The organism is Streptomyces sp. SudanB182_2057 (assembly GCF_964272715.1).
In the GTDB taxonomy this organism is placed as follows: domain Bacteria; phylum Actinomycetota; class Actinomycetes; order Streptomycetales; family Streptomycetaceae; genus Streptomyces; species Streptomyces rubradiris.
This window is the reverse complement of sequence record NZ_OZ186798.1, coordinates 963,567-986,743: the sequence shown is the minus strand read 5'-3', so window position 1 is coordinate 986,743 and position 23,177 is coordinate 963,567. Positions and strand designations below refer to the sequence as shown.

23 protein-coding genes are annotated in these 23,177 nt (G+C 74.1%); 11 read left to right on the top strand and 12 right to left on the bottom strand.

What is annotated here, in order from left to right; genetic code table 11:
* Nucleotides 1-5 precede the first annotated feature (5 nt).
* Together ACSURM_RS03900 and ACSURM_RS03895 are read left to right on the top strand one after the other, a co-directional pair.
* Nucleotides 6-353, top strand: a complete 348-nt coding sequence (locus tag ACSURM_RS03900) for a sodium:proton antiporter (protein ID WP_436960916.1) — start codon at nucleotides 6-8, stop codon at nucleotides 351-353.
* Nucleotides 353-2,116: a complex I subunit 5 family protein gene (locus ACSURM_RS03895; protein ID WP_436953483.1), complete on the top strand. Its 1,764-nt coding sequence runs from the start codon at nucleotides 353-355 to the stop codon at nucleotides 2,114-2,116. The genes ACSURM_RS03900 and ACSURM_RS03895 overlap by 1 nt, the downstream gene beginning before the upstream one ends.
* 49 nt (nucleotides 2,117-2,165) lie before the next feature.
* On the opposite strand, the gene ACSURM_RS03890 is transcribed toward ACSURM_RS03895, so the two are convergent.
* On the bottom strand, nucleotides 2,166-2,552 hold the full coding sequence (locus ACSURM_RS03890; protein ID WP_436953481.1) for an anti-sigma factor antagonist: 387 nt from the start codon (nucleotides 2,550-2,552) through the stop codon (nucleotides 2,166-2,168).
* Nucleotides 2,553-2,759: 207 nt separating this feature from the next.
* On the opposite strand from ACSURM_RS03890, the gene ACSURM_RS03885 reads away from it, so the two are divergent.
* Nucleotides 2,760-3,224 carry a pyridoxamine 5'-phosphate oxidase family protein gene (locus ACSURM_RS03885; RefSeq protein ID WP_436953480.1) on the top strand — a complete coding sequence of 155 codons (465 nt, stop codon included), beginning with the start codon at nucleotides 2,760-2,762 and terminating at the stop codon, nucleotides 3,222-3,224.
* A gap of 147 nt (nucleotides 3,225-3,371) precedes the next feature.
* Here the strand turns inward: ACSURM_RS03885 and ACSURM_RS03880 are convergent, their stop codons facing one another.
* Together ACSURM_RS03880 and ACSURM_RS03875 are read right to left on the bottom strand one after the other, a co-directional pair.
* Nucleotides 3,372-3,680 carry a DUF4235 domain-containing protein gene (locus tag ACSURM_RS03880; RefSeq protein WP_436953478.1) on the bottom strand — a complete coding sequence of 103 codons (309 nt, stop codon included), beginning with the start codon at nucleotides 3,678-3,680 and terminating at the stop codon, nucleotides 3,372-3,374.
* A 28-nt stretch (nucleotides 3,681-3,708) separates the two neighbouring features.
* Nucleotides 3,709-4,725, bottom strand: coding sequence for a glutathione S-transferase family protein (locus ACSURM_RS03875; RefSeq protein WP_436953476.1), 1,017 nt, complete (start codon nucleotides 4,723-4,725; stop codon nucleotides 3,709-3,711).
* Nucleotides 4,726-5,186: 461 nt separating this feature from the next.
* On the opposite strand from ACSURM_RS03875, the gene ACSURM_RS03870 reads away from it, so the two are divergent.
* On the top strand, nucleotides 5,187-6,104 hold the full coding sequence (locus ACSURM_RS03870) for a cation diffusion facilitator family transporter (RefSeq protein WP_436960914.1): 918 nt from the start codon (nucleotides 5,187-5,189) through the stop codon (nucleotides 6,102-6,104).
* Between the two features lie 80 nt (nucleotides 6,105-6,184).
* Here the strand turns inward: ACSURM_RS03870 and ACSURM_RS03865 are convergent, their stop codons facing one another.
* On the bottom strand, nucleotides 6,185-6,649 hold the full coding sequence (locus tag ACSURM_RS03865) for a nitroreductase family deazaflavin-dependent oxidoreductase (RefSeq protein ID WP_436953474.1): 465 nt from the start codon (nucleotides 6,647-6,649) through the stop codon (nucleotides 6,185-6,187).
* 290 nt (nucleotides 6,650-6,939) lie between these two features.
* On the opposite strand from ACSURM_RS03865, the gene ACSURM_RS03860 reads away from it, so the two are divergent.
* The gene (locus ACSURM_RS03860) at nucleotides 6,940-8,169 is read left to right on the top strand and encodes a cytochrome P450 (RefSeq protein ID WP_436953472.1); all 1,230 of its coding nucleotides are present in this window, start codon (nucleotides 6,940-6,942) and stop codon (nucleotides 8,167-8,169) included.
* A gap of 18 nt (nucleotides 8,170-8,187) precedes the next feature.
* Nucleotides 8,188-8,388 (top strand): ferredoxin, encoded by a 201-nt coding sequence (locus tag ACSURM_RS03855; protein WP_359042393.1) that lies wholly within the window; start codon nucleotides 8,188-8,190, stop codon nucleotides 8,386-8,388.
* Between the two features lie 55 nt (nucleotides 8,389-8,443).
* Here ACSURM_RS03855 and ACSURM_RS03850 read toward each other — a convergent pair whose 3' ends face one another.
* On the bottom strand, nucleotides 8,444-9,286 hold the full coding sequence (locus ACSURM_RS03850) for an endo alpha-1,4 polygalactosaminidase (RefSeq protein ID WP_436953470.1): 843 nt from the start codon (nucleotides 9,284-9,286) through the stop codon (nucleotides 8,444-8,446).
* 148 nt (nucleotides 9,287-9,434) lie between these two features.
* Here ACSURM_RS03850 and ACSURM_RS03845 point away from each other — a divergent pair, with 148 nt between their 5' ends.
* Nucleotides 9,435-10,403 (top strand): aldo/keto reductase, encoded by a 969-nt coding sequence (locus ACSURM_RS03845; protein ID WP_436953468.1) that lies wholly within the window; start codon nucleotides 9,435-9,437, stop codon nucleotides 10,401-10,403.
* A gap of 153 nt (nucleotides 10,404-10,556) precedes the next feature.
* Here ACSURM_RS03845 and ACSURM_RS03840 read toward each other — a convergent pair whose 3' ends face one another.
* The 4 genes from ACSURM_RS03840 to ACSURM_RS03825 form a co-directional block, all read right to left on the bottom strand.
* Entirely contained in the window at nucleotides 10,557-11,078 is a 522-nt protein-coding gene (locus ACSURM_RS03840) for a universal stress protein (RefSeq protein WP_436953466.1), read from the bottom strand.
* Nucleotides 11,079-11,131: 53 nt separating this feature from the next.
* Nucleotides 11,132-12,385 carry an SLC13 family permease gene (locus tag ACSURM_RS03835; RefSeq protein ID WP_436960912.1) on the bottom strand — a complete coding sequence of 418 codons (1,254 nt, stop codon included), beginning with the start codon at nucleotides 12,383-12,385 and terminating at the stop codon, nucleotides 11,132-11,134.
* Nucleotides 12,386-12,478: 93 nt separating this feature from the next.
* Complete coding sequence (locus tag ACSURM_RS03830) at nucleotides 12,479-13,183, bottom strand: DUF4232 domain-containing protein (RefSeq protein ID WP_436953464.1); 705 nt, start codon at nucleotides 13,181-13,183, stop codon at nucleotides 12,479-12,481.
* 270 nt (nucleotides 13,184-13,453) lie between these two features.
* Nucleotides 13,454-15,856: a SpoIIE family protein phosphatase gene (locus ACSURM_RS03825; protein ID WP_436953462.1), complete on the bottom strand. Its 2,403-nt coding sequence runs from the start codon at nucleotides 15,854-15,856 to the stop codon at nucleotides 13,454-13,456.
* Between the two features lie 327 nt (nucleotides 15,857-16,183).
* On the opposite strand from ACSURM_RS03825, the gene ACSURM_RS03820 reads away from it, so the two are divergent.
* From ACSURM_RS03820 to ACSURM_RS03805, 4 genes are all read left to right on the top strand, one after another.
* On the top strand, nucleotides 16,184-19,282 hold the full coding sequence (locus tag ACSURM_RS03820) for a glycoside hydrolase family 2 TIM barrel-domain containing protein (RefSeq protein WP_436953460.1): 3,099 nt from the start codon (nucleotides 16,184-16,186) through the stop codon (nucleotides 19,280-19,282).
* A gap of 90 nt (nucleotides 19,283-19,372) precedes the next feature.
* Nucleotides 19,373-19,612, top strand: coding sequence for a hypothetical protein (locus ACSURM_RS03815; RefSeq protein ID WP_030607465.1), 240 nt, complete (start codon nucleotides 19,373-19,375; stop codon nucleotides 19,610-19,612).
* 3 nt (nucleotides 19,613-19,615) lie between these two features.
* Nucleotides 19,616-19,993, top strand: coding sequence for a hypothetical protein (locus tag ACSURM_RS03810; RefSeq protein WP_030607468.1), 378 nt, complete (start codon nucleotides 19,616-19,618; stop codon nucleotides 19,991-19,993).
* 516 nt (nucleotides 19,994-20,509) lie between these two features.
* Nucleotides 20,510-20,944, top strand: coding sequence for a subtilase-type protease inhibitor (locus tag ACSURM_RS03805; RefSeq protein ID WP_359042166.1), 435 nt, complete (start codon nucleotides 20,510-20,512; stop codon nucleotides 20,942-20,944).
* Between the two features lie 198 nt (nucleotides 20,945-21,142).
* On the opposite strand, the gene ACSURM_RS03800 is transcribed toward ACSURM_RS03805, so the two are convergent.
* The 3 genes from ACSURM_RS03800 to ACSURM_RS03790 are packed head-to-tail and all read right to left on the bottom strand — an operon-like array spanning nucleotide 21,143 to nucleotide 23,078.
* Nucleotides 21,143-21,385, bottom strand: coding sequence for a CDGSH iron-sulfur domain-containing protein (locus ACSURM_RS03800; RefSeq protein WP_436953457.1), 243 nt, complete (start codon nucleotides 21,383-21,385; stop codon nucleotides 21,143-21,145).
* The gene (locus ACSURM_RS03795; protein WP_436960910.1) at nucleotides 21,366-21,995 is read right to left on the bottom strand and encodes a HemK2/MTQ2 family protein methyltransferase; all 630 of its coding nucleotides are present in this window, start codon (nucleotides 21,993-21,995) and stop codon (nucleotides 21,366-21,368) included. Before ACSURM_RS03795 ends, ACSURM_RS03800 begins: the two co-directional genes overlap by 20 nt.
* A gap of 45 nt (nucleotides 21,996-22,040) precedes the next feature.
* Nucleotides 22,041-23,078, bottom strand: a complete 1,038-nt coding sequence (locus tag ACSURM_RS03790) for an iron-containing redox enzyme family protein (RefSeq protein WP_436953455.1) — start codon at nucleotides 23,076-23,078, stop codon at nucleotides 22,041-22,043.
* Nucleotides 23,079-23,177: the final 99 nt, after the last annotated feature.

The window sequence follows — 23,177 nt, the reverse complement described above, 5'->3', positions numbered from 1 at the left end:
CCGTGATGCACGTCCTGCCGTACCTGGTGGCCGTACACCTCTTCCTGACCGGCTGCTACGGCCTGGCCACCAGCCGCGACCTCATCCACGCCGTGGGCTGTCTCGCGGTGTGCCAGTCCGCCACCTACGTCCTGCTGCTCGCGGTCGGCTACCGCGACGGCGGCACCGCCCCCGTCTTCTCCGACGTCCGGCCCGGCTCCCGCCCGGTGGTCGACCCGGTGGTGCAGGCCCTCACCCTCACCGACATCGTCGTGGGCGCCACCGTCACCGCGCTGCTGCTCGCCCTCGTGCTGCAGATCGCCAAGCGGCACGGCACGGTCGACCCCGACGAACTGCGGGAGCTGCGCGGCTGATGCGCCATCTGCTCCCGCTGCTCGTGGCCCTCCCGCTGCTCGGCGCCGCCCTGCTGGCGGCCACCGGCCGCCGGCTGCCCCGGATCGCCGTCGAGATCACCGGGTTCGTGGTCTCCGGAGGCACCGCCGCCCTCGCCCTCGTCCTGCTGCTGAACTCCGCCCCGCCGATGACCGAATGGGTCGGCGCCTGGCCGCCCGCCGGCCGGGAGAGCGTCGGCATCCTCGTCGTCGGGGACGGCCCGGCCCTCGGCATGGCCACGCTGGCCTCGCTGCTCACCCTCTCCGCGCTCGCCTACTCCTGGCGCTACTTCGACGCGCCCCCGCACGGCCTCACCGGCGCGTTCACCGCGCTGATGCTGGTCTTCCAGGGCGCCATGTGCGGATTCGCCCTCGCCGGCGACCTGTTCAACGCCTTCGTGTTCTTCGAGCTGATGAGCGTGGTGGCGTACGCCCTGACCGGCTACCGCATCGACGAGGCCAAGGCCGTCCAGGGCGCCCTCACCTTCGGCATCGTCAACTCCCTCGGCGCGTACGCCTTGTTGATGGGCATCGCCCTGCTGTACGCCCGTACCGGCGAGCTGGCCATGGCGAGGATCGGCCACGGCCTCGACGCGGCCGGGCCCGGCGGACCGGACGCACTGGTCCTGGCCTCCTTCGTGCTGGTGCTCACCGGACTGCTGGTCAAGGCGGCGGCCGTGCCCTTCCACTTCTGGCTGCCCGACGCGCACGCCGTCGCCCCCACCCCGGTCTGCATGCTGCTGTCCGGTGTCATGGTCGAACTCGGCGCCTACGGCGTGTGGCGGGTGTACGGCACTGTCTTCGCCGGACCCGGCGGCATCCCCGCCGCCGACCTGACCCGGGCGCTGGTGACCCTCGGCGCCCTCACCGCCGTGACCGGCGCCGTCATGTGCTGGTACCAGCGGCACATCAAACGGCTCCTCGCCTACTCCACCGTCGCCCACACCGGACTGTTCCTCGTCGGCCTCGGCGTGCTCACCCCCGAGGCGGACGGCGGCGTCGCCCTGTACCTCCTCGGGCACGCCGGGGTGAAGGCCGCGCTGTTCGCCTGCGCGGGCGCCCTGCTGGACCGGTTCGGCAGCGTCGACGAACACTCCCTGCACGGCCGGGGCCGGCCGCTGCGCGCGACCGGAGTGATGTGCGCCGTCGGCGCCCTGGGCCTGGCCGGGCTGCCGCCGTTCGGCACCGCGCTCGGCAAGGCGGTCACCGAGGAGGCGGTCGGCGGCCCGCTCACGGTGGTGTACGTGGCCGCCTCCGCGATCACCGCGGGCGCGGTGCTGCGGGTCACCGCCCGGGTCTTCCTCGGCCTCGGGCCGCGCCCCCGGGACGCGGAGTACGAGACCAGCGGCTCGGACGAGGAACCCGAGACCACCGGCCTGCTGAGCCGGATCCCGGACACCATGACGACCGTGCCCGCCGTGCTGCTCGCCGCCGCCCTCGCGGTGGGCGCGGTCCCCGGCTTCGGCACGCTGGTGGCCCGCTCCGTCGGCCGGGCCGGCCCGGGCGGCGCGCACGCCGCCGCGCACTGGACCGCGCACGGCGTGCTGCTGGGCGTGGCCTCCACCGTGCTGGCCGTGGCGCTGGCCGGCCTCGCCGTCACCCGCCCGGACTGGACCGCCGCGCCCGGCTGGGCCGCGCCCGCCAGGCGCCTGCAGTCCGGGCACGTCGGCGACTACGTGGCCTGGCTGCTGGTGGGCACCACCGTGCTGGGGGCGCTGGCCCTGCCGGGAGTCCTGGGGCCCTGAGCGCCCGCGGGCCCGTCCGCCGGGGACGCGCCGTGCCCCGCGCCCCGGCTCACGGCGACCCGGCCGGGGGCGATCCGGCCGGGCCGTCCAGCGCGGCGTCCAGGCCCGGCTGCGGCGGCAGCAGCCGGGCCAGACCGGTGACCCGGATGACCCGCAGCGTCAGCGGGTGCGTGCACACCAGGTGCAGCTGCCCGCCGCGCTCCAGCACCCGGGACCGCGCCCGGTACAGCAGCCGCAGCCCCGAGCAGTCGAAGAACTCCACCGGCCGCAGATCGAGCACGGCCCGCACACCGGCCCGGCCGGTGACCCGGTCGAGGAACGGGCCGATCTCCTCCGCGGCGACGAGGTCGATCTCGCCCCGGAACTCCAGCACCGTGTGCCCGCGGTAGGCGTACACGCCGAGCTGCCGGGTGAGGGGCACAGGTTCGGGTCGCACCTCGGCACCACCTCCCACCCGCACACCGACGTCGCTTGCCGACCGTCAAGTTACCGTTACCGGAAGGAATTTGAGCATGTTCGATTGACATATGTCTGCGACTTCGCGGCGTGTCGCGGGGGACCGCCCGGACCGACGCCGTGCGGGCGGCCCGCGCTCATGACCACACTGGACGGGACGACCGGTGAGAAGAGGAGGCCGTACGCCATGACTCCGCCCCCCGCCCGTTCCGACGAGCAGTGCACGAAGGACGTCCTCCACCGGCTGGAGAACGATGTGGACGCGTGGGTCGCCACCGCCGCTCCCGACGGTGCGGCGCCCCATCTCGTGCCGCTGTCCTTCGTGTGGGACGGCACCTCGCTGCTGATCGCCACCGCGGCCGACAGCCCCGCCGGCCGCGGCCTCGCGGCCACCGGCAGGGCCCGGCTCGGTGTCGGATCCGCCCGGGACGTCGTCCTGATCGAGGGCATCGCCCAGGCGGTGACCCCGGAGGACCTCCCCGAGGAGGACGCCGAGGTGTTCGCCGGCAAGACCGGCTTCGACCCGCGTCTGCTGGCCGACCGTTATCTGTACTTCCGGGTCGTCCCGCGGCGGGTCCAGGCCCGGCGGGAGGAGGACGGACCGCACGGCCGCGAGCTGATGCGCGACGGGCGGTGGCTGGCCGCGGGCTGAACCCGGGCGCGGCGGCCGGGCGCCGTCGGCCCCGGCCGCCCCATGCCGACGGCGACCGGCCCCTGCCGTCTCATGCCGGGGCGCCGGTCAGCCTCGGCCGTCTCACGCCTGCGCCGGTCGGTCCCGGCCGCCGCCTGTCGGTGCCGGTCAGTCCCGGCCGCCCTTGTCCGTCGTCGGCCACACGCCCGTCGAGCGGGCGATGGCCTTCGCGCCGGTGCGGTCCACGGCGCTGCGTACCACCGCGAAGATCGCCCCCTGGACCGCCGCCGCCAGCAGGATCTCGCCCCAGCCGCGGTCCGGGTCCAGGGCGTCGGGCGCGTCGTCCTCGTGCCGGAGCACCTTCCATGCCTTGCGGAACGCCATCCCGGCCACCGCGCCGCCCGCCCAGCTGAGCGCGAAGCCGAACGGCTGGTAGACGAGCGGAAGCTTCTTCTTGTGCTTGTCCTTCTTGGCCATGTGTCACTCCTTCCTCGTCGGGCGGCCCTCATGCGGGCTGTCCCCGGGGGGCCACCCGTTCGCCCGGCGGCACCGGCCCCGGCGGCGTTCCGTCACCGAACGGCCGGCCGCCCAGCTCCTCGCGGTGGTGCTCGGTCAGCCAGCCGCCGAGATCCGGGCCGAGCGGCACGATCCCGGTGGGGTTGATGCCGGTGTGCACCTGGTAGTAGTGCCGCTTGATGTGGTCGAAGTCGACCGTGTCCCCGAAACCCGGCGTCTGGAACAGGTCACGGGCGTACGCCCACAGCACCGGGTGCTCCGCCAGCTTCCAGCGGTTGCACTTGAAGTGGCCGTGGTAGACGGCGTCGAACCGGACGAGGGTGGTGAACAGCCGGATGTCCGCTTCCGTGAGGGTGTCACCGACCAGATAACGCTGCCCGGCCAGTCGTTCGCCGAGCGCCTCCAGCCGCCGGAAGACGGCCGCGCACGCCTCCTCGTACTCCCGCTGCCGGGTGGCGAACCCGGCCCGGTAGACCCCGTTGTTCACGTCCTCGTACACCTCGGCCATCACCTCGTCGATCTCCGCGCGCCGGGCGGCCGGGTACAGGTCCGGCGCGCCGGGGCGGTGCAGGGCGGTCCACTCGGTGGCCAGGTCCAGGGTGATGCGCTGGTAGTCGTTGGTGACCAGCCGCCCGCTGGGTACGTCCACGATCGCGGGCACGCTGACGCCACCCGGACAGCCGGTCTCCCGCCGGTCGTACGCCTCGCTCAGGAACCGGATGCCGAGCACCGGGTCCCGGCCGTCCGGGTCGAGGGTGAACCGCCAGCTGCGGTCGTCCTGGACCGGATCGGCGACCGCCAGCGACAGCGCGTCCTCCAGCCCCAGCAGCCGGCGTGAGATCACCGCGCGGCTCGCCCACGGACAGGCACGGGAGACCACCAGCCGGTAGCGGCCGGCCCGTACCGGCCAGCCGTCCCGGCCGTCGGCGGTGATCCGGTCGTCGAAGTGGCTCCGGGACCTGGTGAACGTCCGGTGTCCGTAGGCGCTGTTTCCGTCGCCGCCCATGTCTCCTCCTCGCCGGCCGGTTGCTCCTGGACCACGCGTTCCCCGTTTGGCGCGGACCGCACGGTGTGAGGCGCGCGGTCGGGGGCAGTCGGCGAGGGGTGAGCGGAACATCCTCGAACCGGGAGACGGCCGCGCGTGCGGACGGGAGCGACGGTCACCGGCCGGCCCGCGGCGCCCCTCCGGGCGCGCCACGGGCGCACGCCGGACGCGGCGGCCCACCGCACCACCGCGACGGAACCGGCGGCCCCGTCGGACACGCCGCCTCGGACACCGGCGGCCACGCCGACACCGGCGCCGGTACCGAACCCGGCGCCCCGGACACCGGCGCCCGTACCGACACCGGCGCCCCGGACACCGGCGGTCACACCGACTCCGGCAGCCTTCCCGAACCCGCCGTCGGCCCGGACACCGGTCGCGGCTCCGGCTCCCCGGGCGGTGCCAAGGGCGACCGGTCCACCCGGATCACCGTCCTCGTCGCGCTCGCGGCCAATCTGGTGATCGCCGTCGCCAAGGCGGTCGGCGGGGTGCTGGCCGGGTCGCCCGCGCTGCTGTCGGAGGCCGCGCACTCGGTCGCCGACAGCCTCAACGAGGTCTTCCTGCTGGCCGCCCTGAGCCGCAGCCGCCGTCCGGCCGACAGCCGGCACCCGTTCGGCTACGGCAAGGAACGCTTCTTCTGGTCCCTGCTGGCCGCCGTGGGCATCTTCGTCATGGGCGGCTGCTTCTCCTTCTTCCAGGGCTTCGAGGCCCTGCGCGACGGCACCGAGGAGAAGCTCGGCGGCTATGTGGCGGGCCTGATCGTGCTGGGCGTGGCGCTGGTCGCCGAGGCCGGCTCGCTGCTGCGGGCCCTGCACCAGGTGCGCCGGGAGGGCGGCGGGCTGCGCGACCCCGCGCTGCGCACGGTGGTCGCCGAGGACGGCACGGCGGTCCTCGGTGTGACCCTCGCCCTGGTGGGCATGGCCCTGCACATGGTGACCGGGCAGGCCGTCTGGGAGGCGTCCGCCTCGCTGGCCATCGGGGCGCTGCTGGTCTACGTCGCCTACCGGCTCGGCCGCGACGCCCGGGACCAGCTGATCGGGGAGGCCGCCGATCCGGAGCTGAGCGGCAGGATCGGGGCGCTGCTGCGGGCGCAGCCGGAGATCGACAGCGTGGAGGCGCTGTTCACCATGAAGCTGGGCCTTGACTCCACCCTGGTCGCCGCCCGCATCGACCTGGTGCCGGGCCTGGACAGCGAGCGCGTCGAGGAGGTCGCCGACCGCATCAAGCGGTCCCTCGCCCGGACGTTCCCGGACGCCGGTCAGATCTTTCTCGACGTCACCGACCGGTCCGCGGACGGGGCAGCGGAAAGCCCCGCCGCGACGGGGGAACGCGGCGGGGCCTGACGGACGAGTGCCCGGCGCCGGGCCGCTTCACACGCGCCCAGAACAGATTTTTCTGAAACGCAGCGGTCGGCGGCCGGAAATCAGCTCTCGCCGGGGGAGCCCTCGTCGAGGGGTTCCAGCACGAAGACGGGGATCTCCCGGGAGGTCTTCCGCTGGTAGTCGGCGTAGGGCGGGTACGCGGCCACGGCCCGCTCCCACCAGTCCGCCTTCTCCGCCCCGGTGATCTCACGGGCCCGCATGTCCCGCTTCACCGGGCCGTCCTGCAATTCGACGTGCGGGTCGGCCTTGACGTTGAAGTACCAGACCGGGTGCTTGGGCGCACCGCCGACGGAGGCGACCACCGCGTACCGGCCGTCGTGCTCCACCCGCATCAGCGGCGTCTTGCGGATCTTCCCGCTCTTCGCGCCCCGGGTGGTCAGCACGATCACCGGCAACCCGGTGTCCCGCAGCGTCGTCCCCTTCGTGCCGCCCGAACTCTCGTACAACTCGACCTGCTCGCGCACCCACCGTTCCGGGCTGGGTTCGTACTCGCCCTCAAGAGGCATGGGATCCGATTCCTTTCCTGCGTCCGGCGGTCATCCGCCACGGCCCTCAACAACCGTGGCCGCCGGAAACATCCGTACCGCGCGGGGCGGTTGCCCATGTCCGCCGGTCGCGTCGCCGGGAGACGCGCAGGTCCGGCCGGTCCGGTGGCCGGTTCTCGCCCCCTGGTCCGGGGTACTTCGGCCAGATGACGAAGGCCGCCGAAGTGGCCGAACTTCCCGTCGACCCATAGATGCCTGGGGCATCTAATGAAGATCGGCACGACGCACTCATTCGTCTGCGAGGTCTTTCCATGACGGAACTGACGGACATCACCGGCCCGGCTGCCCAGGCCGAACCCGTCGCATTCCCCCAGGACCGCACCTGTCCCTACCACCCGCCCACCGGATACGACCCGCTGCGCGACGGGCGACCCCTGTCCCGCGTCACCCTCTACGACGGCCGCGAGGTCTGGCTCGTCACCGCGCAGGCCACCGCCCGCGCCCTGCTCGCCGACCCCCGGCTGTCCACCGACCGCCGCCGCGACGGCTTCCCGGTGCCCACCCCCCGCTTCGAGGCGGGCCGCGACCGCAAGCTGGCCCTGCTCGGCCTGGACGACCCCGAGCACCACCAGCAGCGCCGGATGCTGATCCCGTCGTTCACCGTCAAACGTGCCACCGCGCAACGCCCCTGGATCCAGCGGATCGTCGACGAACTGCTCGACGCCATGATCGCCCGGGGGCCGGTCGCCGACCTCGTGTCCGCCTTCGCGCTGCCCGTGCCGTCCATGGTCATCTGCGAACTGCTCGGCGTGCCCTACGCCGACCACGAGTTCTTCGAGGAACAGTCCCGCCGGCTGCTGCGCGGTGCGACCGGCGCGGAGACGACGGAGGCCCGGGACCGGCTGGAGGCCTACCTCGGCGACCTGATCGACGCCAAGGCGAAGGAGGCCGAGCCCGGCGACGGCATTCTGGACGACCTGGTGCACAACCGGCTCCGCGCGGGCGAGCTGGACCGGGAGGACCTGACGTCGCTCGCCCTCATCCTGCTGGTCGCCGGGCACGAGACGACCGCCAACATGATCTCCCTGGGCACTTACACCCTGCTCCAGCACCCCGAGCGGCTGGCCGAGCTGCGCGCCGACCCCGCGGTGCTGCCCGCCGTCGTCGAGGAACTGCTGCGGATGCTGTCCATCGCCGAGGGGCTGCAACGGGTGGCGCTGGAGGACATCGAGATCGACGGGACCACCATCCGGGCCGGTGACGGCGTCCTCTTCTCCACCTCGGTCATCAACCGGGACACGGCCGTCTACGACGGCCCCGACGAACTGGACTTCCACCGCGCCGACCGGCACCACGTGGCGTTCGGCTTCGGCATCCACCAGTGCCTGGGCCAGAACCTGGCCCGGGCGGAACTGGAGATCGCCCTCGGCACCCTGTTCACCCGGCTGCCCGGGCTGCGTCTCGCCGCCCCGGCCGAGGAGATCCCCTTCAAACCGGGCGACACGATCCAGGGGATGCTGGAACTCCCCGTGACCTGGTAAGAGGCTTCGCTCATGAACATGGACATCGACATCGACCAGGACGTCTGTATCGGCGCCGGGCAGTGCGCGCTGGCGGCACCGGGCGTCTTCACCCAGGACGACGACGGCTACAGCACCCTGCTGCCCGGCCAGGAGAAAGGGGTCACCGACCCGATGGTCCGGGAGGCCGCCCGCGCCTGCCCGGTCAGCGCCATCACCGTACGGGAGCGCACCGCCTGACGGGTACGGCGGTACGGCGCGGCCCCGGCCCCGCCGTACCGCCGTGGCGGTGCCCCTACCGCACGGCGCGGACGTAGGCCGCGCTGGCCGGGGTGGACACGTCCCGGTCCCGGCGGACGATGCTCAGCCGGCCGCCCCAGCGGGCGCGGGCCGCCGCCAGCCCGCGGTCGGTGTACTCGATGTCCACCACCCGGTCGTCGAACGCCTCGGCGTACACCCCGCACTCGTCGTACTGGCCGCACTCCTCCGTCACCGCGAAGTCCAGTCCGGCCCGCTCGCGCCGCGCGGCCAGTTCGGCGGTGTTCTTCTGCGCGATGGCCAGGTGCCGGGCGTGCGCGTGCCGGGACAACAGGGCCATGAACGCGGTCGCGTCGGCCGTGGTCAGCAGCCCGTCGGAGCGGGTGTAGCTGTCGTAGTTGTCGGGTTCGACGGCGTCGAAGCCCTTGTCCGCGCAGCCGTCGATCCAGCCGTTCACCCGCTTCGCGACCCGCTCCCGCTTGGCCGGGGTGCCGATGTCCAGCAACGGCTCGTCCCAGTCCTCGTCGATGACGAGCCCGCCGCGCCCGTCGCGCAGCAGCAGATCGGCCGGCCAGGAGGACCGCTCGGCCGGCTGGGCCTGGAACGCGTTGACGTAGCAGATGTTGTACAGGCCCGGGGCGGGGGAGTCGGACCGGTCGCGGCTGACCACGCGCACGCCCTTGGGCGGCGGGTAGGCGCCGCCGATCTGGTAGTCGAAGCCGGCGCCCTTCGGGGGCAGCCGCACCGCGGCGGGTTCGCCGGACCCGTCCTCGTCCCCGTCGCCGGAGGCGCAGCCGGCCAGCGCCGACACCGCGACGACCAGGGTCACTGCCAAGGCGCCCAGGACCGTACGCGGCCTCCGGACGCGGGGATCACCCATGGGGGGCAAGTCCGCTCCATCCTGCCCACGCCGGGCGGCGCGGCACGTCCAGGATCAAATCGTCCGTACGCTCCCGTCGTCAAGTCGCTTCCCGGGCCACGTCGTAGGCTCGCCGGTGATCATCGTCTCGACGGCAGGAGCAGTAACGATGCAGTACGTGAAGCTCGGTTCGACGGGCCTGGACGTGTCGCGGATCTGTCTGGGTTGCATGACGTACGGGGTGCCGGACCGCGGCACGCACGCATGGACGCTCGACGAGGAGGCGTCCCGGCCGCTGATCCGGCAGGCGCTGGAGGCGGGCGTGAACTTCTTCGACACCGCGAACGTCTACTCCGACGGCACCAGCGAGGAGATCGTCGGCAAGGCCCTGCGGGACTTCGCCCGCCGTGACGACATCGTGCTGGCCACGAAGGTGCACGGCCGGATGCGGCCGGGTCCCAACGGCGCCGGGCTGTCCCGCAAGGCCATCATGACCGAGATCGACCACAGCCTGCGCCGCCTCGGCACCGACTACGTCGACCTCTACCAGATCCACCGCTACGACCACGCCACCCCCGTCGAGGAGACGATGGAGGCGCTGCACGACCTGGTCAAGGCGGGCAAGGTCCGCTACATCGGCGCGAGTTCGATGTACGCGTGGGAGTTCGCCAAGGCGCAGTACACCGCCGAGCGGCACGGCTGGACCAAGTTCGTCTCCATGCAGAACCACTACAACCTGCTCTACCGCGAGGAGGAGCGGGAGATGCTGCCCCTGTGCGCGGACCAGGGCGTCGGCGTGCTGCCGTGGAGCCCGCTCGCCCGGGGCCGGCTCACCCGCGACTGGGGCACCGTCACCGGGCGCAGCGCCACCGACGACTTCGGCAGCCGGCTGTACCTGGAGAGTGACCGCGCGATCGTCGAGGCGGTCACCCGGATCGCGGCCGACCGGGGCGTGCCGCGCGCCCAGGTGGCCCTCGCCTGGCTGCTGCACCAGGACACCGTGACGGCTCCGATCGTCGGTGCCGCCAAGCCGCGCCACCTCGAGGACGCGGTGGCCGCGGTCGAACTGGAGCTGACCGCCGAGGAGATCGAGGAGCTCCAGCGGCCGTACACCCCGCGCGCGGTCAGCGGCCACTGACCGCCGCGCGGGGCCGGGCCGGCGGGCGCGACGGCCCTGACCGGCACCGTGGCGCGAGTTCCGGGCGGAGTGACCGCGCGGCACCGACCGTTCGGGCGGCTGCCCGATATGAACTCGTCCTCCCGTGACGGACGTTCATATCGGGCCGCGGGGTCACGGCTGGTGGTGCGGTGGCGGTGGCGGGATCGTGGCCAGGCCGGGGGCCGGTTCCGGCCACACCAGCAGGACCGGGCAGGGCGCGTGGTCGACGGCGAACCGGACGGCGGGGCCGAGGCTCTTCGGCCCGAGCCGGGACCGGTCCCCGTCCCGCGCCAGCACCAGCAGCCCCGCCCCCTCGGCGGCGGCCACCACCTCCCGCTCGGCCCGGCCCGACCGCTCCTCGCGCGCACAGGGCCGGTCCAGCCGCCGGGCCGCCGCGTCCAGCAGCGCGGCCGCCGAGGTGCCGCCGAGCGCCTCCAGCCGGTCCCCCGGATCGCGCTCCCAGCCCTCGGCCGGGCGGTGCCCCGTCCGGTGTGCGCGCCCGAGCAGCCCGTCGAAGGCCCCGTGCGCCACCGCGGGCACCTCGGGCCCGCTCACATGGAGCAGCACCACCTCGGCGGACCGCGGCGCGTGCGCGCGCACCGCGTCCACACAGGCCGGCCAGGTGCCCTCCACCAGCCAGGCGATCACCCGCATCCGCCGAACCTCCCGCCGTCGTGTGCGCCACGAGGGCGAAACACGCCCACCGCTTACAGAACCAGCAACGATCCCCACAGTGCCACCACCGCGACCGCGAGGGACGACGGCACGGCGAGCAGGCCGAGCCGGGTGAACTCCCCGAGGTTCACGTCGTGCTCGTGCTGGTGCACGATCCGCCGCCACAGCAGCGTGGCCAGCGAACCGGCGTAGGTGAGGTTCGGGCCGATGTTCACCCCGAGCAGCACCGCGAGCACCGCCCCCGGGCCGGCCGGGGCCGCCAGCGGCAGCAGGACCAGCACCGCGGGCAGGTTGTTGATCAGGTTGGCCAGCAGCGCGGCCAGCCCGGCGGTGGCCAGCAGCGCGACGAGCCCGGTGCCGTCCGGCACGACATGCCCCAGCACGTCCGCGAGCCCGTTGTCGACCACCGCCCGCACCACGACGCCCAGTGCCAGGACGAACGCCAGGAAGGCCGGGGACGCCGCCCGCACGACCGTCAGCGGGGTCGCCCGGCGCCGCGCCAGCGCCCGCCCGGCCAGCACCAGCGCGCCCCCGGCCGCCACCCAGGCCGGCTCGACGCCGAACAGCGACGCCACCACGAACCCGGCCAGCGTGCAGGCCACGGTCACCAGCGCGAACAGCGGCAGTCGCGGCGGGGTGCCGGCGGCCCGGTCCGCCGGGGCCGCCGCGGCGAGGTCGCGGGCGAAGTACCGCCGGAACACCAGGTACTCGACGCCGATCGCGGCGAGCCACGGCAGGGCCATCAGCGCCGCGAACCGGGTGAAGCTCAGCCCGCTCGCCGCGAACGCCAGCAGGTTCGTCAGATTGGACACCGGCAGCAGCAGCGAGGCGGTGTTCGACAGGTGCGTGCAGGCGTACACATGCGGTTTGGGCCGTACGCCGGTGCGCGCGGCCGTGGCGAACACCACCGGGGTGAGCAGCACGATCGTCGCGTCCAGGCTGAGTACGGCGGTGATCGCCGACGCCAGCGCGAACACGGCGGACAGCAGCCGCACCGGACGGCCGGCCGCCCATCGGGCCATCCAGGCCCCGCACGCCTGGAACAGCCCTTCCACGTCGCAGAAGTGGGCGATGACCAGCACCGCCGCCAGGAATCCGACCACCGGGCCGAGCCGTTCGGCCTCGGCCCGGGCGTGGTCGAGGGAGAGGGCGCCGGTGGCCACCGCGACCCCGGCGGCGGGTACGGCCATGACCGCCTCCGGCCACCCGAAGGGCCGTACGACGGCCCAGGCCAGCACGGCGACCAGCAAAGCGGCGGACAGGGCCGCGGCGAGCGGGGTGTTCAGGGCGGTTCCTTCCGGAAATGATCACGGGGTTGCCCGCCCATGAAAACAGACCGGAGGCCGAAGGGCCGGTCAGGGGCTCGGCCGGGGGTGCGGTCAGGGGCCCGTGCCCGGGCTCAGCACTGTCAGCCGGACGGACGCGGCGGTGCCGGAGACCGGGACCGGGCCGCCGGACCAGGCCACCCGCAGCGCGTCCCGCTCGTCCGGCGGGGTGACCAGCAGCCCGGCCGGCGTGGCCGACCGCGCCCCGCTGACCTGCGGGTTGGAGAAGGTCAGCCCGGCCCAGGCGCTCTGCCCCGGCCGGACCGTGACGGTGACCGGGGTGCCCGGGGTCCGCCTGGGATCGGCGCCCAGCTGACCACCGGAGGCGTTGACGAAGGCCGCGCCCGGATAGCCGCGCAGGGTGCAGGTGCGGCCGGAGGCGTTGGTGAGCACCAGCGGGAAGTTCTCCTGGCCGGCGCCCGGGTCGTTGCGGCCCACCGAGGCCCGCAACTCGGAGGTGTGGCAGCGGGAGCCGCCCGCGGGCGCGGCCGTCGTGCCGCCCGAGGGCGCCGTCGTCCTCGGCGGGGCCGGCGAGGCGGTGCGGGCGGGGGCGGAGGAGGCGGCCGGGGCGGACGCCGAAGGGCTCGGGGTCTCCCGCGCGGGGGCGGCCGTACCGGCGGAACTGGCCGGCGGATCGCTGCGGACGTCCTCGCCGCTGCCGCTGCCGCTGCCGTTGCCGCAGCCGGCCAGCAGGCCCAGCACGGCGGCCGTGCTCACGAGCAGGGCCCCGCGCCGCGCGGACCGGGGGGTGTGCACCATGTCGCTCAACACTCCTGAAGGGTCGTGGCACGCGACCGGGGTGCGTGCCTGGGGCGCCGGGTGCGCCGTTTCTCCCCGTCCGATGCGCGGACCGCCGGAAAAGTTCGGGGCACGCGGGTTCTTTTCCCCGATTCGCCCCTCGCCAGGCGCCGTTCAGGCCACCCGCAGCGAACGCGGTACGCCGTCGGCGGCGTCGCCGTCACCCCGTTGACGTATCCGCACGTACACCTGCGGCCGGGCGGCACCGCCCGCCGGGGCCGGGACCGGGCCCTACCGGTCCTGCTCGAACAGCGGTAGTTCGGCCCAGATCGTCTTGCCCTCCGCCGTGTGCCGACTGCCCCAGCGCTGGGTGAGCTGGGCGACCAGCAGCAGGCCCCGGCCGCCCTCGTCGAACACCTTGGCCCGGCGCAGATGCGGGGCCGTGTGGCTGGCGTCGGAGACCTCGCAGGTCAGCGTGTTCGCGTCGTGGATCAGCCGGAGCCGGATGGGGTGGGAGCCGTACCGGATGGCGTTGGTGACCAGCTCGCTGACCACCAGCTCGGTCGTGAACGTCGCCTCGCTCAGCGCCCAGTCGGACAGCTGCTCCACGACCTGCTTCCGGATCGGCGCGACCAGCGCCGGGTCGGCGGGGATGTCCCAGGTCGCCACCTGCGAGGCGGGCAGGCCCCGGGTACGGGCGAGCAGCAGGGCCACGTCGTCGGGCGCGCCGCCGTAGGGGAGCAGGGTGTGCAGGACCCGGTCGCAGGTCTCGTCGAGGGAGCCGGCGTACGCCCCGAGCGCCGCGTGGAGCATCTCCCGGCTGGTCTCCGGGTCCCGCTCCCGGGACCACACGAGCCCGTCCGTGTACAGCGCGAGGACCGTGCCCTCGGGCAGCTCCACCTCGGCGGACTCGAACGGCAGCCCGCCCAGGCCCAGCGGGGGACCGGCGGGCAGGTCCAGTGCGCGGGGCGCGCCGCCCGGCTCCAGCACCACGGGCGGCGGGTGCCCGGCGCGGGCCAGGGCGCAGCGCCGGGACACCGGGTCGTAGACCGCGTACAGACAGGTGGCGCCGAGCTCGCCGGGGCTGCCCGCCTCACCGGCGCTCGCCGTCCCGGACTCGTCCGAGAGCCGCAGCACCAGGTCGTCCAGGTGGGTGAGCAGCTCGTCCGGGGCCAGGTCGATGTCCGCCAGGGTGCGCACGGCGGTGCGCAGCCGGCCCATGGTGGCCGAGGCCCGGATGCCGTGCCCGACCACGTCCCCGACGACCATCGCGACCCGCATCCCGGACAGCGGGATCACGTCGAACCAGTCCCCGCCCACCCCGGCGCGCGCGGCCGGCAGATACCGGGAGCAGGCCTCCAGCGCGGCCGTGCGCGGCAGCGAGCGGGGCAGCAGGCTGCGCTGGAGCGCGAGCGCCGTCTCCCGTTCGCGCGAGTAACGGCGGGCGTTGTCGATGCAGACGGCGGCCCGCGCGGTGATCTCCTCGGCCAGCAGCACGTCGTCCGGGGTGAACGCCTCCGGGCGCCGGTGCCGGCACAGCACCGCGACCCCGAGGGTCAGCCCGCGCGCCTGGATCGGCACCGACATCGCGCAGTGGACGCCGAACTCGCGCACCGGCGTGCCGCCCGCGCCGTGCCGGGCCGGCCCCCGGCCCGCGGCGCCGGGGGCCGCCGCCGGGACGGCGACGGTACGGCCCGTGGTCAGCGCGTCGGCCTGTGGGGATGCCTCCGGGTACTGCTCCGTCTGCCCCGGGCCGATGCCCGTCTCCGGTACGCCGGGCAGCACCGACCGCTGGGCGATCCGGCGCAGCCGCACCGGCGTGGTGATGCGGGCCGGGGCCTCGGCGCCGCCGTCCTGCGGATCGAGCAGGTCGATGGTGACGAAGTCGGCGAGCGCGGGCACGCACACGTCCGCCAGCTCCTGGGCGGTACGGGTGACGTCCAGCGTGGTCCCGATGCGCACGCTGGCCTCGTTGACCAGCTGGAGCCGCTGCCGGGCGCGGTGGTTGTCGGTGATGTCGTGCGCGGCCATGGACACGCCCCGCACCCGGCCCGCCCGGTCCCGCACCGGTGCCATCCGGGCCAGCCAGGCGTGCGCCCGGTCCTCGCCGCCGGTGCGCAGGAAGGTCTGCACGTCCAGCGGCCGGCCCGAGGTCAGCACCCTGAACAGGTCCCGTTCCAGCTCCTCGCTCTGCGGCTTGCCGCCGATCTCCGCGATCCGCAGCCCCCGTACCCGCTCCTCGGGCAGCCCGACGACGGCGGCCATCGCCTCGTTCATCCGGCGCAGCCGCAGCCGGTCGTCGTACACGGCGATCGCGCAGGGCGACTGGATCAGGCCCGCCTCGGCGAGCGGGTCGTCGGCGGCGGGGGGCTCGGTGCCGGCCAGCGGGGTGACCACGAGCCAGTCGCCCGGCCCGCCGTCGTGCGGCGGGCGGTGGTGGGCGAGCAGCCACACGGAGACGGTACGGCCGTCACGGTGGCGCAGGCCGAGCGTGCCCTCCCAGCGCGGGCCGGGGGGCGCGGCCGGGGCGGGGGCGCCGCCGGCCAGCAGCTTCGCGGCGGGGCGGCCCAGGACGGCGTCCGCCGGGTGGCCGAGCAGGCGGACGGCTCCCTCGTTCCACTCCACCAGCGTGCCGTCGTCGCCGATGACAGCCCGTGCCGTGCCCGCGTCGTCGAACGGATAGACCCGGCTCATCGTCGCCGCTCCCAAGCGCACACACTCTCAGTGATCAGGTGGCACCACTCGTGTTCCAGCGTAGTGCGTGACGTCCCACGGCGAGCGGCGGCGCCGGGGCCGGTCGGCCGACCGGCCGAACACGGCCGGGGGCCGGTGAGGGGCAAATCCGGACTGTTCCCGGCCGGAGGCGGCCGGGTACGTCCGCCCTCTTGACGATCGTGTGGAGCAGGCCGTCAGAATCTGTTTGGTCGCGATCAATTCTGAGTAGTTCTGAGTCCTGATGAGCCCTGAGCCATGACGGGATTCCCTCCCGCCATGACGAGTCCCGATGGGGGAGAGCCGCCTATGACGGTCACGCGCAGGTCGGTCCTGGTAGTGGCCACGGCAGCACCCGCGGCCGGTACGCTCCCGGCCCTCGCGGCGGCCCCGGCCGCCCTCGCCGCCGAGGCGTCCGGCGCCGGACGCCTCACCGTGCCGCTGCGGGACGGCTGGCGGTTCCTCCTGGCCGACCCGGTCGGCGCCACCGACCCGGCCGGTGACCCGGCCCGGACCGCCGACCCGGGCCACGACGACTCGGCCTGGCGCGAGGTCGCCGTCCCGCACGACTGGAGCATCGAGCAGACCCCCACCACCGAGCACAACACCACCGGCGGCACCGGCTTCCTCCCGGGCGGTCTCGGCTGGTACCGGCTCGCCTTCACCCTCCCGCGCGCGTACACCGGCCGGCGCATCTCGGTGGAGTTCGACGGCGTCTACATGGACGCCCACGTCTACTGCAACGGCACCGAGGCGGGCCGCCACCCCTACGGCTACACCGGTTTCGCCCTCGACCTCACCGATCTCGTGCACACCGACGGCAGCACGCCCAACGTGCTCGCGGTCCAGGTGCGCAACCAACTGCCCAGCAGCCGCTGGTACTCCGGCAGCGGCATCTACCGCGAGGCACGCCTGGTGATCACCGAGCCGGTGCACGTCGCCCGCTGGGGGACGTACGTCACCACCCCGGAGGTCTCGCCCGGCCGGGCGCTGGTCCGGGTGCGCACGACGGCGCGCAACGACTCGGGCGCCACCGCGGAGGTGGAGATCAGGTCCCGGATCACCGCCCCCGACGGCCGGACCGTGGCCCGTACGGACAGCACGGTCGCCGTCGCCGCCGCGGGGGAGGCCGCCGCGACCCACGAACTCACGGTCCCGGACCCCGTGTTGTGGGACTTCGCGACCCCGCGGCACCGCTACACCCTGCACACCGAGCTGCGCGTGGCCGGCCGCACCACCGACACCCACCGCACCCCCTTCGGCATCCGCACCTTCCGCTTCGACCCCGACGAGGGCTTCTCCCTCAACGGCACCCCCGTCAAGATCAAGGGCGTCGACCTCCACCATGACCAGGGCGCCCTCGGTGCCGCGATCAGTACCGACGCCGTCCGCAGGCAGCTGCGGATCATGAAGTCGATGGGCGTCAACGCCCTGCGCACCTCGCACAACCCGCCGGCGCCGGAGCTGATCCGGGTCTGCGAGGAACTGGGCATCGTGATGCTGGTGGAGGCCTTCGACTGCTGGCGCACCGGCAAGACGCGGTACGACTACGGCCGGTTCTTCGACGAGTGGTGCGAGAAGGACGCCACCGAGATGGTCTTGGCCGCCCGCAACTCACCGGCCGTGCTGCTGTGGTCCATCGGCAACGAGATCCCCGACTCCACCTCCACCGCGGGCCTGGCCATGGCGGACCGGATCATCGGCGCGATCAAGGCGGCCGACGACACCCGGCCGCTCGTCATCGGCTCCGACAAGTACCGGCGGCCGCCCGCCAAGGGCTCGGCGGCCGACCTGATGCTCGCCAAGCTCGACGGCCTCGGCCTCAACTACAACACGGCCAAGTCGGTGGACGCCCTGCACGCCGCCTACCCGCACCTGTTCCTCTTCGAGTCCGAGTCCTCCTCGGAGACCTCCACCCGGGGCACCTACCAGGAACCGGAGCACCTCAACACCGGCGAGAACCACACCCCCGGCAGGCGGGAGGTCTCCTCCTACGACAACAACCTCGCCTCCTGGACGATGAGCGGCGAGTACGGGCACAAGAAGGACCGGGACCGGAAGTGGTTCGCGGGCCAGTTCCTGTGGTCCGGCATCGACTACATCGGCGAACCGACCCCGTACGACGTGTTCCCGGTGAAGGCGTCCTTCTTCGGCGCCGTCGACACGGCCGGTTTCCCCAAGGACATGTACCACCTGTTCAAAAGCCAGTGGACGACCGAGCCGATGGTCCACCTGCTGCCGATGACCTGGAACCACGAGGAGGGCGACACCGTCGAGGTGTGGGCGTACGCCAACGTGCCCGAGGTCGAACTGTTCCTCGACGGAAGGTCCCTCGGCGTACGGGAGTTCGACGTCAAGAAGACCACCGACGGCCGCGCCTACCTGGAGACCACCGAGGCCACCGGCGACGACAAGACCTTCACCGACGGCCCCTACCCGGGCAGTTACACCAGCCCCAACGGCAGCGCCGGCAAACTCCACCTGACCTGGAAGGTGCCGTACCGGCCGGGCGAGCTCAGGGCGGTGGCCCGGCGGGACGGCAAGGTCGTCGCCAGCGACGTCCTGCGCACGGCCGGCGCCCCGCACGCCGTACGCCTCACCGCCGACCGCACCTCCCTCACCGCCGACGGCCGTTCGCTCGCCTTCGTCACCGCCGAGATCATTGACGCGCACGGGGTCGTCGTGCCCGACGCCGCACACCTCCTCGCCTTCGACGTCTCGGGCGGCTCCCTGGCCGGCGTCGACAACGGCCGCCAGGAGAGCGCCGAGCGCTACCAGGCGAGCACCCGCACCGCCTTCCACGGAAAGGCGCTCGCCATCGTCCGGTGCGGCGCCGAGCCCGGCACCCTCCAGGTCACCGCCCGGGCGGCCGGCCTGCGCCCGGGCTCCGTCCGTCTGCGCACCACCGAGGCCGGCCACGCCTCGACCACCGCACCCGCGGTGTTCCGCCCCGACCACCCCGCGCCGCCCGCCCACCCGTACGCGGACGCGAGCTACTCCGGCCGCCCGGACACCCCGCCCGCCGCGATGCTGGACGGCGATCCGGCCACCGGCTGGTCCAACGCCTTCGTCAAGCAGGCCACCGCGCTGCTGCCCGCGTTCGACGGGGCCCGGGCGGAGGACTGGGTCTCGGTGGACTTCGGGCGCCCGCGCACCTTCGACCGGGTGGCCGTCTCCTTCACGGCCGACGCGGGCCACACCCCGCCCGCCCGGGCCGAGGTGGCGGTGTGGAACGGGCGTGCCTACGTCCCGGTGACCGGGGCGCGGGTGGAGTGGGCCACCGCCTCCGACAGCCCCACGGTCATCACCTTCGACCCGGTCCGCGGCTCCCGGCTGCGCCTGACCCTCACCAGCGCCCGCCCGGGTCGCCCGGACGGTGCGGTGCGCATCAGCAGGCTGGACGTGTGAGGGGGCGGGATCGGAGCCTGCGGTACCGCGATGCAAGGGGTCCCACCTGGGCGTATTTACGCGTGAGTACCCGCGCGGTACCGTGAGGGCATGCCAGCTCTCAACGTGGAGTTCAGCGAACGGGAACTAGAGGACCTGCGCCAGATCGCCAAGGAGCGCGGTACGTCGATGAAGGCCCTCGTGCGCGAGGCCGCCGCCGCCGACATCGCCCGGCACCGCGCTCTCCAGGAGGGCGCGGAGGCGTTCCGCCGCTTCTTCGCCGGCCACGCCGAGGAGTTCGCGGCGGCCTTCCCCGACGACGAGCGCCCCGGCCGGGGCGAGGCCGCCTGACCGATGCCCTCCGTCATCCACATCGACGTTCCCTGGCTGCTCCAGCGGCACGAAGAGGTCCTGCCCGACCAGCCCGCCGTGGACGACTTCTCGGCGCTGGTCGCCGCCGTCGCCCGGCACCGGGTGGACCCGCCCCGGCTCGGCGTCGACTCCGACGCCGCCTGGCGGGCCGCCGCCCTGCTGCACACCCTCGCCGTGCTCAAGCCGCTGCCCGCGGCCAACGCACGCTTCGCCTGCGCCACCGCCGTCGCCTACATGTTCGTCAGCGGCGCCGGCATCGACCCGCCCTACGGCGCGCTCGTCGACCTCGCGCGGGATCTCATCTCCGGCAAGACCGACGTCTACGGCGCCGCCGACCGGCTCCGCTCCTGGCAGATCTGACCCCGCTCCGGCCGGTGGGGGAAGCACCGGAGCCGCCGGCCGGAGCGGGGCCTCTCGGGGAGGACGGGCCCCAGTCCACTACCGGAGCGTGCCCTTCGGGAGCGTGCGCGTCCGGCCGGTGCGTGCGCCCGCTTCACACGGGGCGCGCGGGGCCGTGCGGTCCGTGCGTCCCGCGCCCCCGGCCGGACGGGAACCGTCCACGCGATGATCACTTCATGAACACGCGGAGTCATGAAGGGTCTCCGGGCGGGCGGGATCGGAATGTTTCAGGACGATTAACGACGCGCTGATTTCCGGCCATCCAACCCGTCCCGGGACCGGGAAACCGCTCTGTTACGGGGTCCCGCCGTTCGAATTCCGTGACTTCACGCCACTGATTCAACACGAAAGGTTACTGAAACCCATGGGTTCGATGTGAGTTTCGGCGGTGGACTCGGCAGAGTGGCGCACGCCGCCTCCGGCACCCGACCGGGCCGGAGCCGGCAACCCGTCTGTTCGAGCGGAAGGATGCACACAATGCGGAACACCGCGCGCTGGGCAGCGGCCCTCGGCCTCACGGCCGCCGCCGTATGCGGACCCCTGACCGGGGCCGCCGTCGCCGCACCGGGCGCCGCCCCGTCGTCGCTCTACGCCCCCTCGGCCCTGGTGCTCACCACCGGCCACGGCAACGACGCGGCCACGGCCACTCCGGAGCGCGCCGTCACCCTGAGCTGCGCGCCGACGGCCTCCGGCACCCATCCCGCCCCGGCCGAGGCCTGCGCCGAGCTGCGCGGCCTCGATGGCGACCTCGACGCCCTCAGGCCCGCCGACGGCGTGATGTGCACCAAGGAGTACAACCCGGTCGTGGTGACGCTCCAGGGCGTCTGGCAGGGCCAGCGCCTCTCCTACGAGCACACGTTCGACAACGCGTGCATGAGGGATGCCGTGGGCGGCAGCCTCTTCGCGTTCTAGGACCGGGATCGCACGGAACCCCGTGAACGCCGGATCAGGCCCGCAACTGGGGAGTGCGGCCCCTGGGGACGGGGAACCGGCGATCTCGCAACCGGGGCAGGCGGGCGGAGTGGGGCCGCCCGCCGGCTCCGGGCAACACAGCCGCTCCCCGGCCGGTCCGTGGGGGGCCGTCCGGGGAGCGGCGAAAAACGTACGGTTTCAGCGCGACGGGTCCGCCCTGCGGCGGTGACTCGTATCGCACCAGGGGTAGCGGCGGCTGCGCCGACAGGTACACAGAGCGACGCGGAACCGGTCCGAGCGGACCGTGGTCCCGTCCTCCAGTTCGACTTCCACGGGCCCTTCCATCAGGAGGGGCCCGCGCCGTCGCACGGTGACCCGCCGGGCGGGTGCGGCGGGGGCGCCGGGTTCGTCCGGCGCGCTGTCAGCGGGGTCGTTCGGCACGGATGACCACCAGCTCTTCCTTGTCGTCGGCCGGCGCGAGCAGCCCGCGCCGGCGCAGCCAGTCCTCCCGGGAGCGCAGCACCGGGCCGAACGGGACCCGGCGGCGCCGGATCACCTCCGCCTTCAGGCCCGCCGCCCGCAGCAGCTCCAGGGTGCGGTCGGGGCCGCTCAGCGCCGAGTGCACGAGCAGCAGCAGCCCGCCGGGGCGCAGCAGCACCGGGGCGTCCCGGCAGATCCGGTCCAGCAGCAGCCGGCCGTCGCTCCCCGCGTCCCAGGCCCGGGCCCGGCCGCGCGGCCCGCGCCCGTCCTCCGGTGCCGGCACATAGGGCGGGTTCGCCAGGATCAGGTCGTAGGCGCGGCCCCGGACCGGGGCGAAGAGGTTGCCCCGCCGGATGCGCACCGGCAGCCGGCTCAGCCAGGCGTTCAGCCGGGCCGTCCACACCGCCTGCCGGGACACGTCCACCGCGGTCACCTCGGCGCCCTGCCGGGCCGCCTCCAGCGCCAGGGCCCCGCTCCCGGTGCCCACGTCCAGCACGCGTGCGCCCGGTGGCGGGGCCTCCTCGCGCAGGGCCTCCGCCAGCATCTCCGTGTCGTCCTGCGGGGCGTACACGCCCGGAAGCAGCAAAAGGTTCACGTAACCCGAATGCCCTTCGTTTCAGGATGTATGGGAAATCCGCCGCTCCGGTTCCCGCTGTCCCGTCGTCCCCAGAGGCATCCGCAGGCACGAGCGGCCCGCCCGCCAGTCGGTCAGCAGCCGCCGGGCGAGCCGGTCCTCCAGGTACTCGGTCGCGTCGATGCCGAAGGCGATGTCCGGCGCCAGCTCCGGCTCCTCGGCGAGCAGCCCGCCGATCACCTCGTGCCGGACCACCTGCTCGTGCACCGCGTCGGCCTCCACGTGCTCGTCGTAGAAGAACTCCGCGGCCGGGCCGGCCCCGGTGCGGCGCATCGCCTCGGCGAGCCGGCGGGAGGCGGGCGAGGAGGTGATCTCCACCTCGGCGAAATGGCCCACCAGCGCGCCGCGCAGCTCCCGGTGCAGGCCGAACAGGGACATCAGGTTGACCAGGGCCAGCATCTCGGCCGGGGCCGCGTCCAGATGGCGGCCGTAGGCGGTGTCCAGGCCCAGGTCCGTCATCAGGTCGGCGAACAGCCGCGCGTGCACCCGGTCGGCCCGGCCGCCGCCGAACTCGTCGAACTCCACCGCGGCCATCGCCGCCTTCGCCCGGCCCCACAGCCGCGGCAGCACCCAGGCGTGCGGGTCGGCCTCCTTCAGGTGGTACAGCGAGCGCAGCGCCGCGTACTCGCGCACCTGCCACAGCTCGCCCTCCTTGTGCAGGAAACCGGCGACCCCCGTGCCCTCGGCCGGCTCGACCAGCAGGGCGCCGAGCGCGTCGTCCAGGCTGTCGTGGACGGGGGTGTCGGCGCGCAGCGCGTCCAGGAAGCGGGCCTCCAGCGCGGCCCGCACCCGCAGCAGCTCCGGGTCCCACTCGCGTTCCGCGGGCACCCCGGCGAAACCGCGGTAGTGCAGCTCGTAGCACACGTACAGGGCGAGCTGGAGGTCGTCCCCGTACGGGTCCGCCGCCCCGGCGTCGGCGGGCCGGGGGAGCGGACCCGCACCGTGCAGGCACGCGGTCAGCGCGGCGGACAGGGGACCTCGGGGGCGGGGCAGCAGGGGTTCTCGCGGGTGGTGATTCATGGACCCCGGGTACCCGGCCCGGCGTCGATCAACGGCCCGGCCCGGCTCCGTACCCGGTCCGCCGGTCGGCGGCACGGCTCGCCGGCCGGTCCGTGGCCG

What these genes read in the sequence shown, in the direction of transcription:
- ACSURM_RS03820 (WP_436953460.1), top strand. Translation starts at nt 16,184, where the DNA reads ATGACGGTCACGCGCAGGTCGGTCCTGGTAGTGGCCACGGCAGCACCC.
- ACSURM_RS03840 (WP_436953466.1), bottom strand. Translation starts at nt 11,078, where the DNA reads ATGCGGGTGATCGCCTGGCTGGTGGAGGGCACCTGGCCGGCCTGTGTG.
- ACSURM_RS03895 (WP_436953483.1), top strand. Translation starts at nt 353, where the DNA reads ATGCGCCATCTGCTCCCGCTGCTCGTGGCCCTCCCGCTGCTCGGCGCC.
- ACSURM_RS03900 (WP_436960916.1), top strand. Translation starts at nt 6, where the DNA reads ATGCACGTCCTGCCGTACCTGGTGGCCGTACACCTCTTCCTGACCGGC.
- ACSURM_RS03845 (WP_436953468.1), top strand. Translation starts at nt 9,435, where the DNA reads ATGCAGTACGTGAAGCTCGGTTCGACGGGCCTGGACGTGTCGCGGATC.
- ACSURM_RS03805 (WP_359042166.1), top strand. Translation starts at nt 20,510, where the DNA reads ATGCGGAACACCGCGCGCTGGGCAGCGGCCCTCGGCCTCACGGCCGCC.
- ACSURM_RS03885 (WP_436953480.1), top strand. Translation starts at nt 2,760, where the DNA reads ATGACTCCGCCCCCCGCCCGTTCCGACGAGCAGTGCACGAAGGACGTC.
- ACSURM_RS03825 (WP_436953462.1), bottom strand. Translation starts at nt 15,856, where the DNA reads ATGAGCCGGGTCTATCCGTTCGACGACGCGGGCACGGCACGGGCTGTC.
- ACSURM_RS03790 (WP_436953455.1), bottom strand. Translation starts at nt 23,078, where the DNA reads ATGAATCACCACCCGCGAGAACCCCTGCTGCCCCGCCCCCGAGGTCCC.
- ACSURM_RS03850 (WP_436953470.1), bottom strand. Translation starts at nt 9,286, where the DNA reads ATGGGTGATCCCCGCGTCCGGAGGCCGCGTACGGTCCTGGGCGCCTTG.
- ACSURM_RS03815 (WP_030607465.1), top strand. Translation starts at nt 19,373, where the DNA reads ATGCCAGCTCTCAACGTGGAGTTCAGCGAACGGGAACTAGAGGACCTG.
- ACSURM_RS03855 (WP_359042393.1), top strand. Translation starts at nt 8,188, where the DNA reads ATGGACATCGACATCGACCAGGACGTCTGTATCGGCGCCGGGCAGTGC.
- ACSURM_RS03830 (WP_436953464.1), bottom strand. Translation starts at nt 13,183, where the DNA reads ATGGTGCACACCCCCCGGTCCGCGCGGCGCGGGGCCCTGCTCGTGAGC.
- ACSURM_RS03810 (WP_030607468.1), top strand. Translation starts at nt 19,616, where the DNA reads ATGCCCTCCGTCATCCACATCGACGTTCCCTGGCTGCTCCAGCGGCAC.
- ACSURM_RS03880 (WP_436953478.1), bottom strand. Translation starts at nt 3,680, where the DNA reads ATGGCCAAGAAGGACAAGCACAAGAAGAAGCTTCCGCTCGTCTACCAG.
- ACSURM_RS03865 (WP_436953474.1), bottom strand. Translation starts at nt 6,649, where the DNA reads ATGCCTCTTGAGGGCGAGTACGAACCCAGCCCGGAACGGTGGGTGCGC.
- ACSURM_RS03860 (WP_436953472.1), top strand. Translation starts at nt 6,940, where the DNA reads ATGACGGAACTGACGGACATCACCGGCCCGGCTGCCCAGGCCGAACCC.
- ACSURM_RS03875 (WP_436953476.1), bottom strand. Translation starts at nt 4,725, where the DNA reads ATGGGCGGCGACGGAAACAGCGCCTACGGACACCGGACGTTCACCAGG.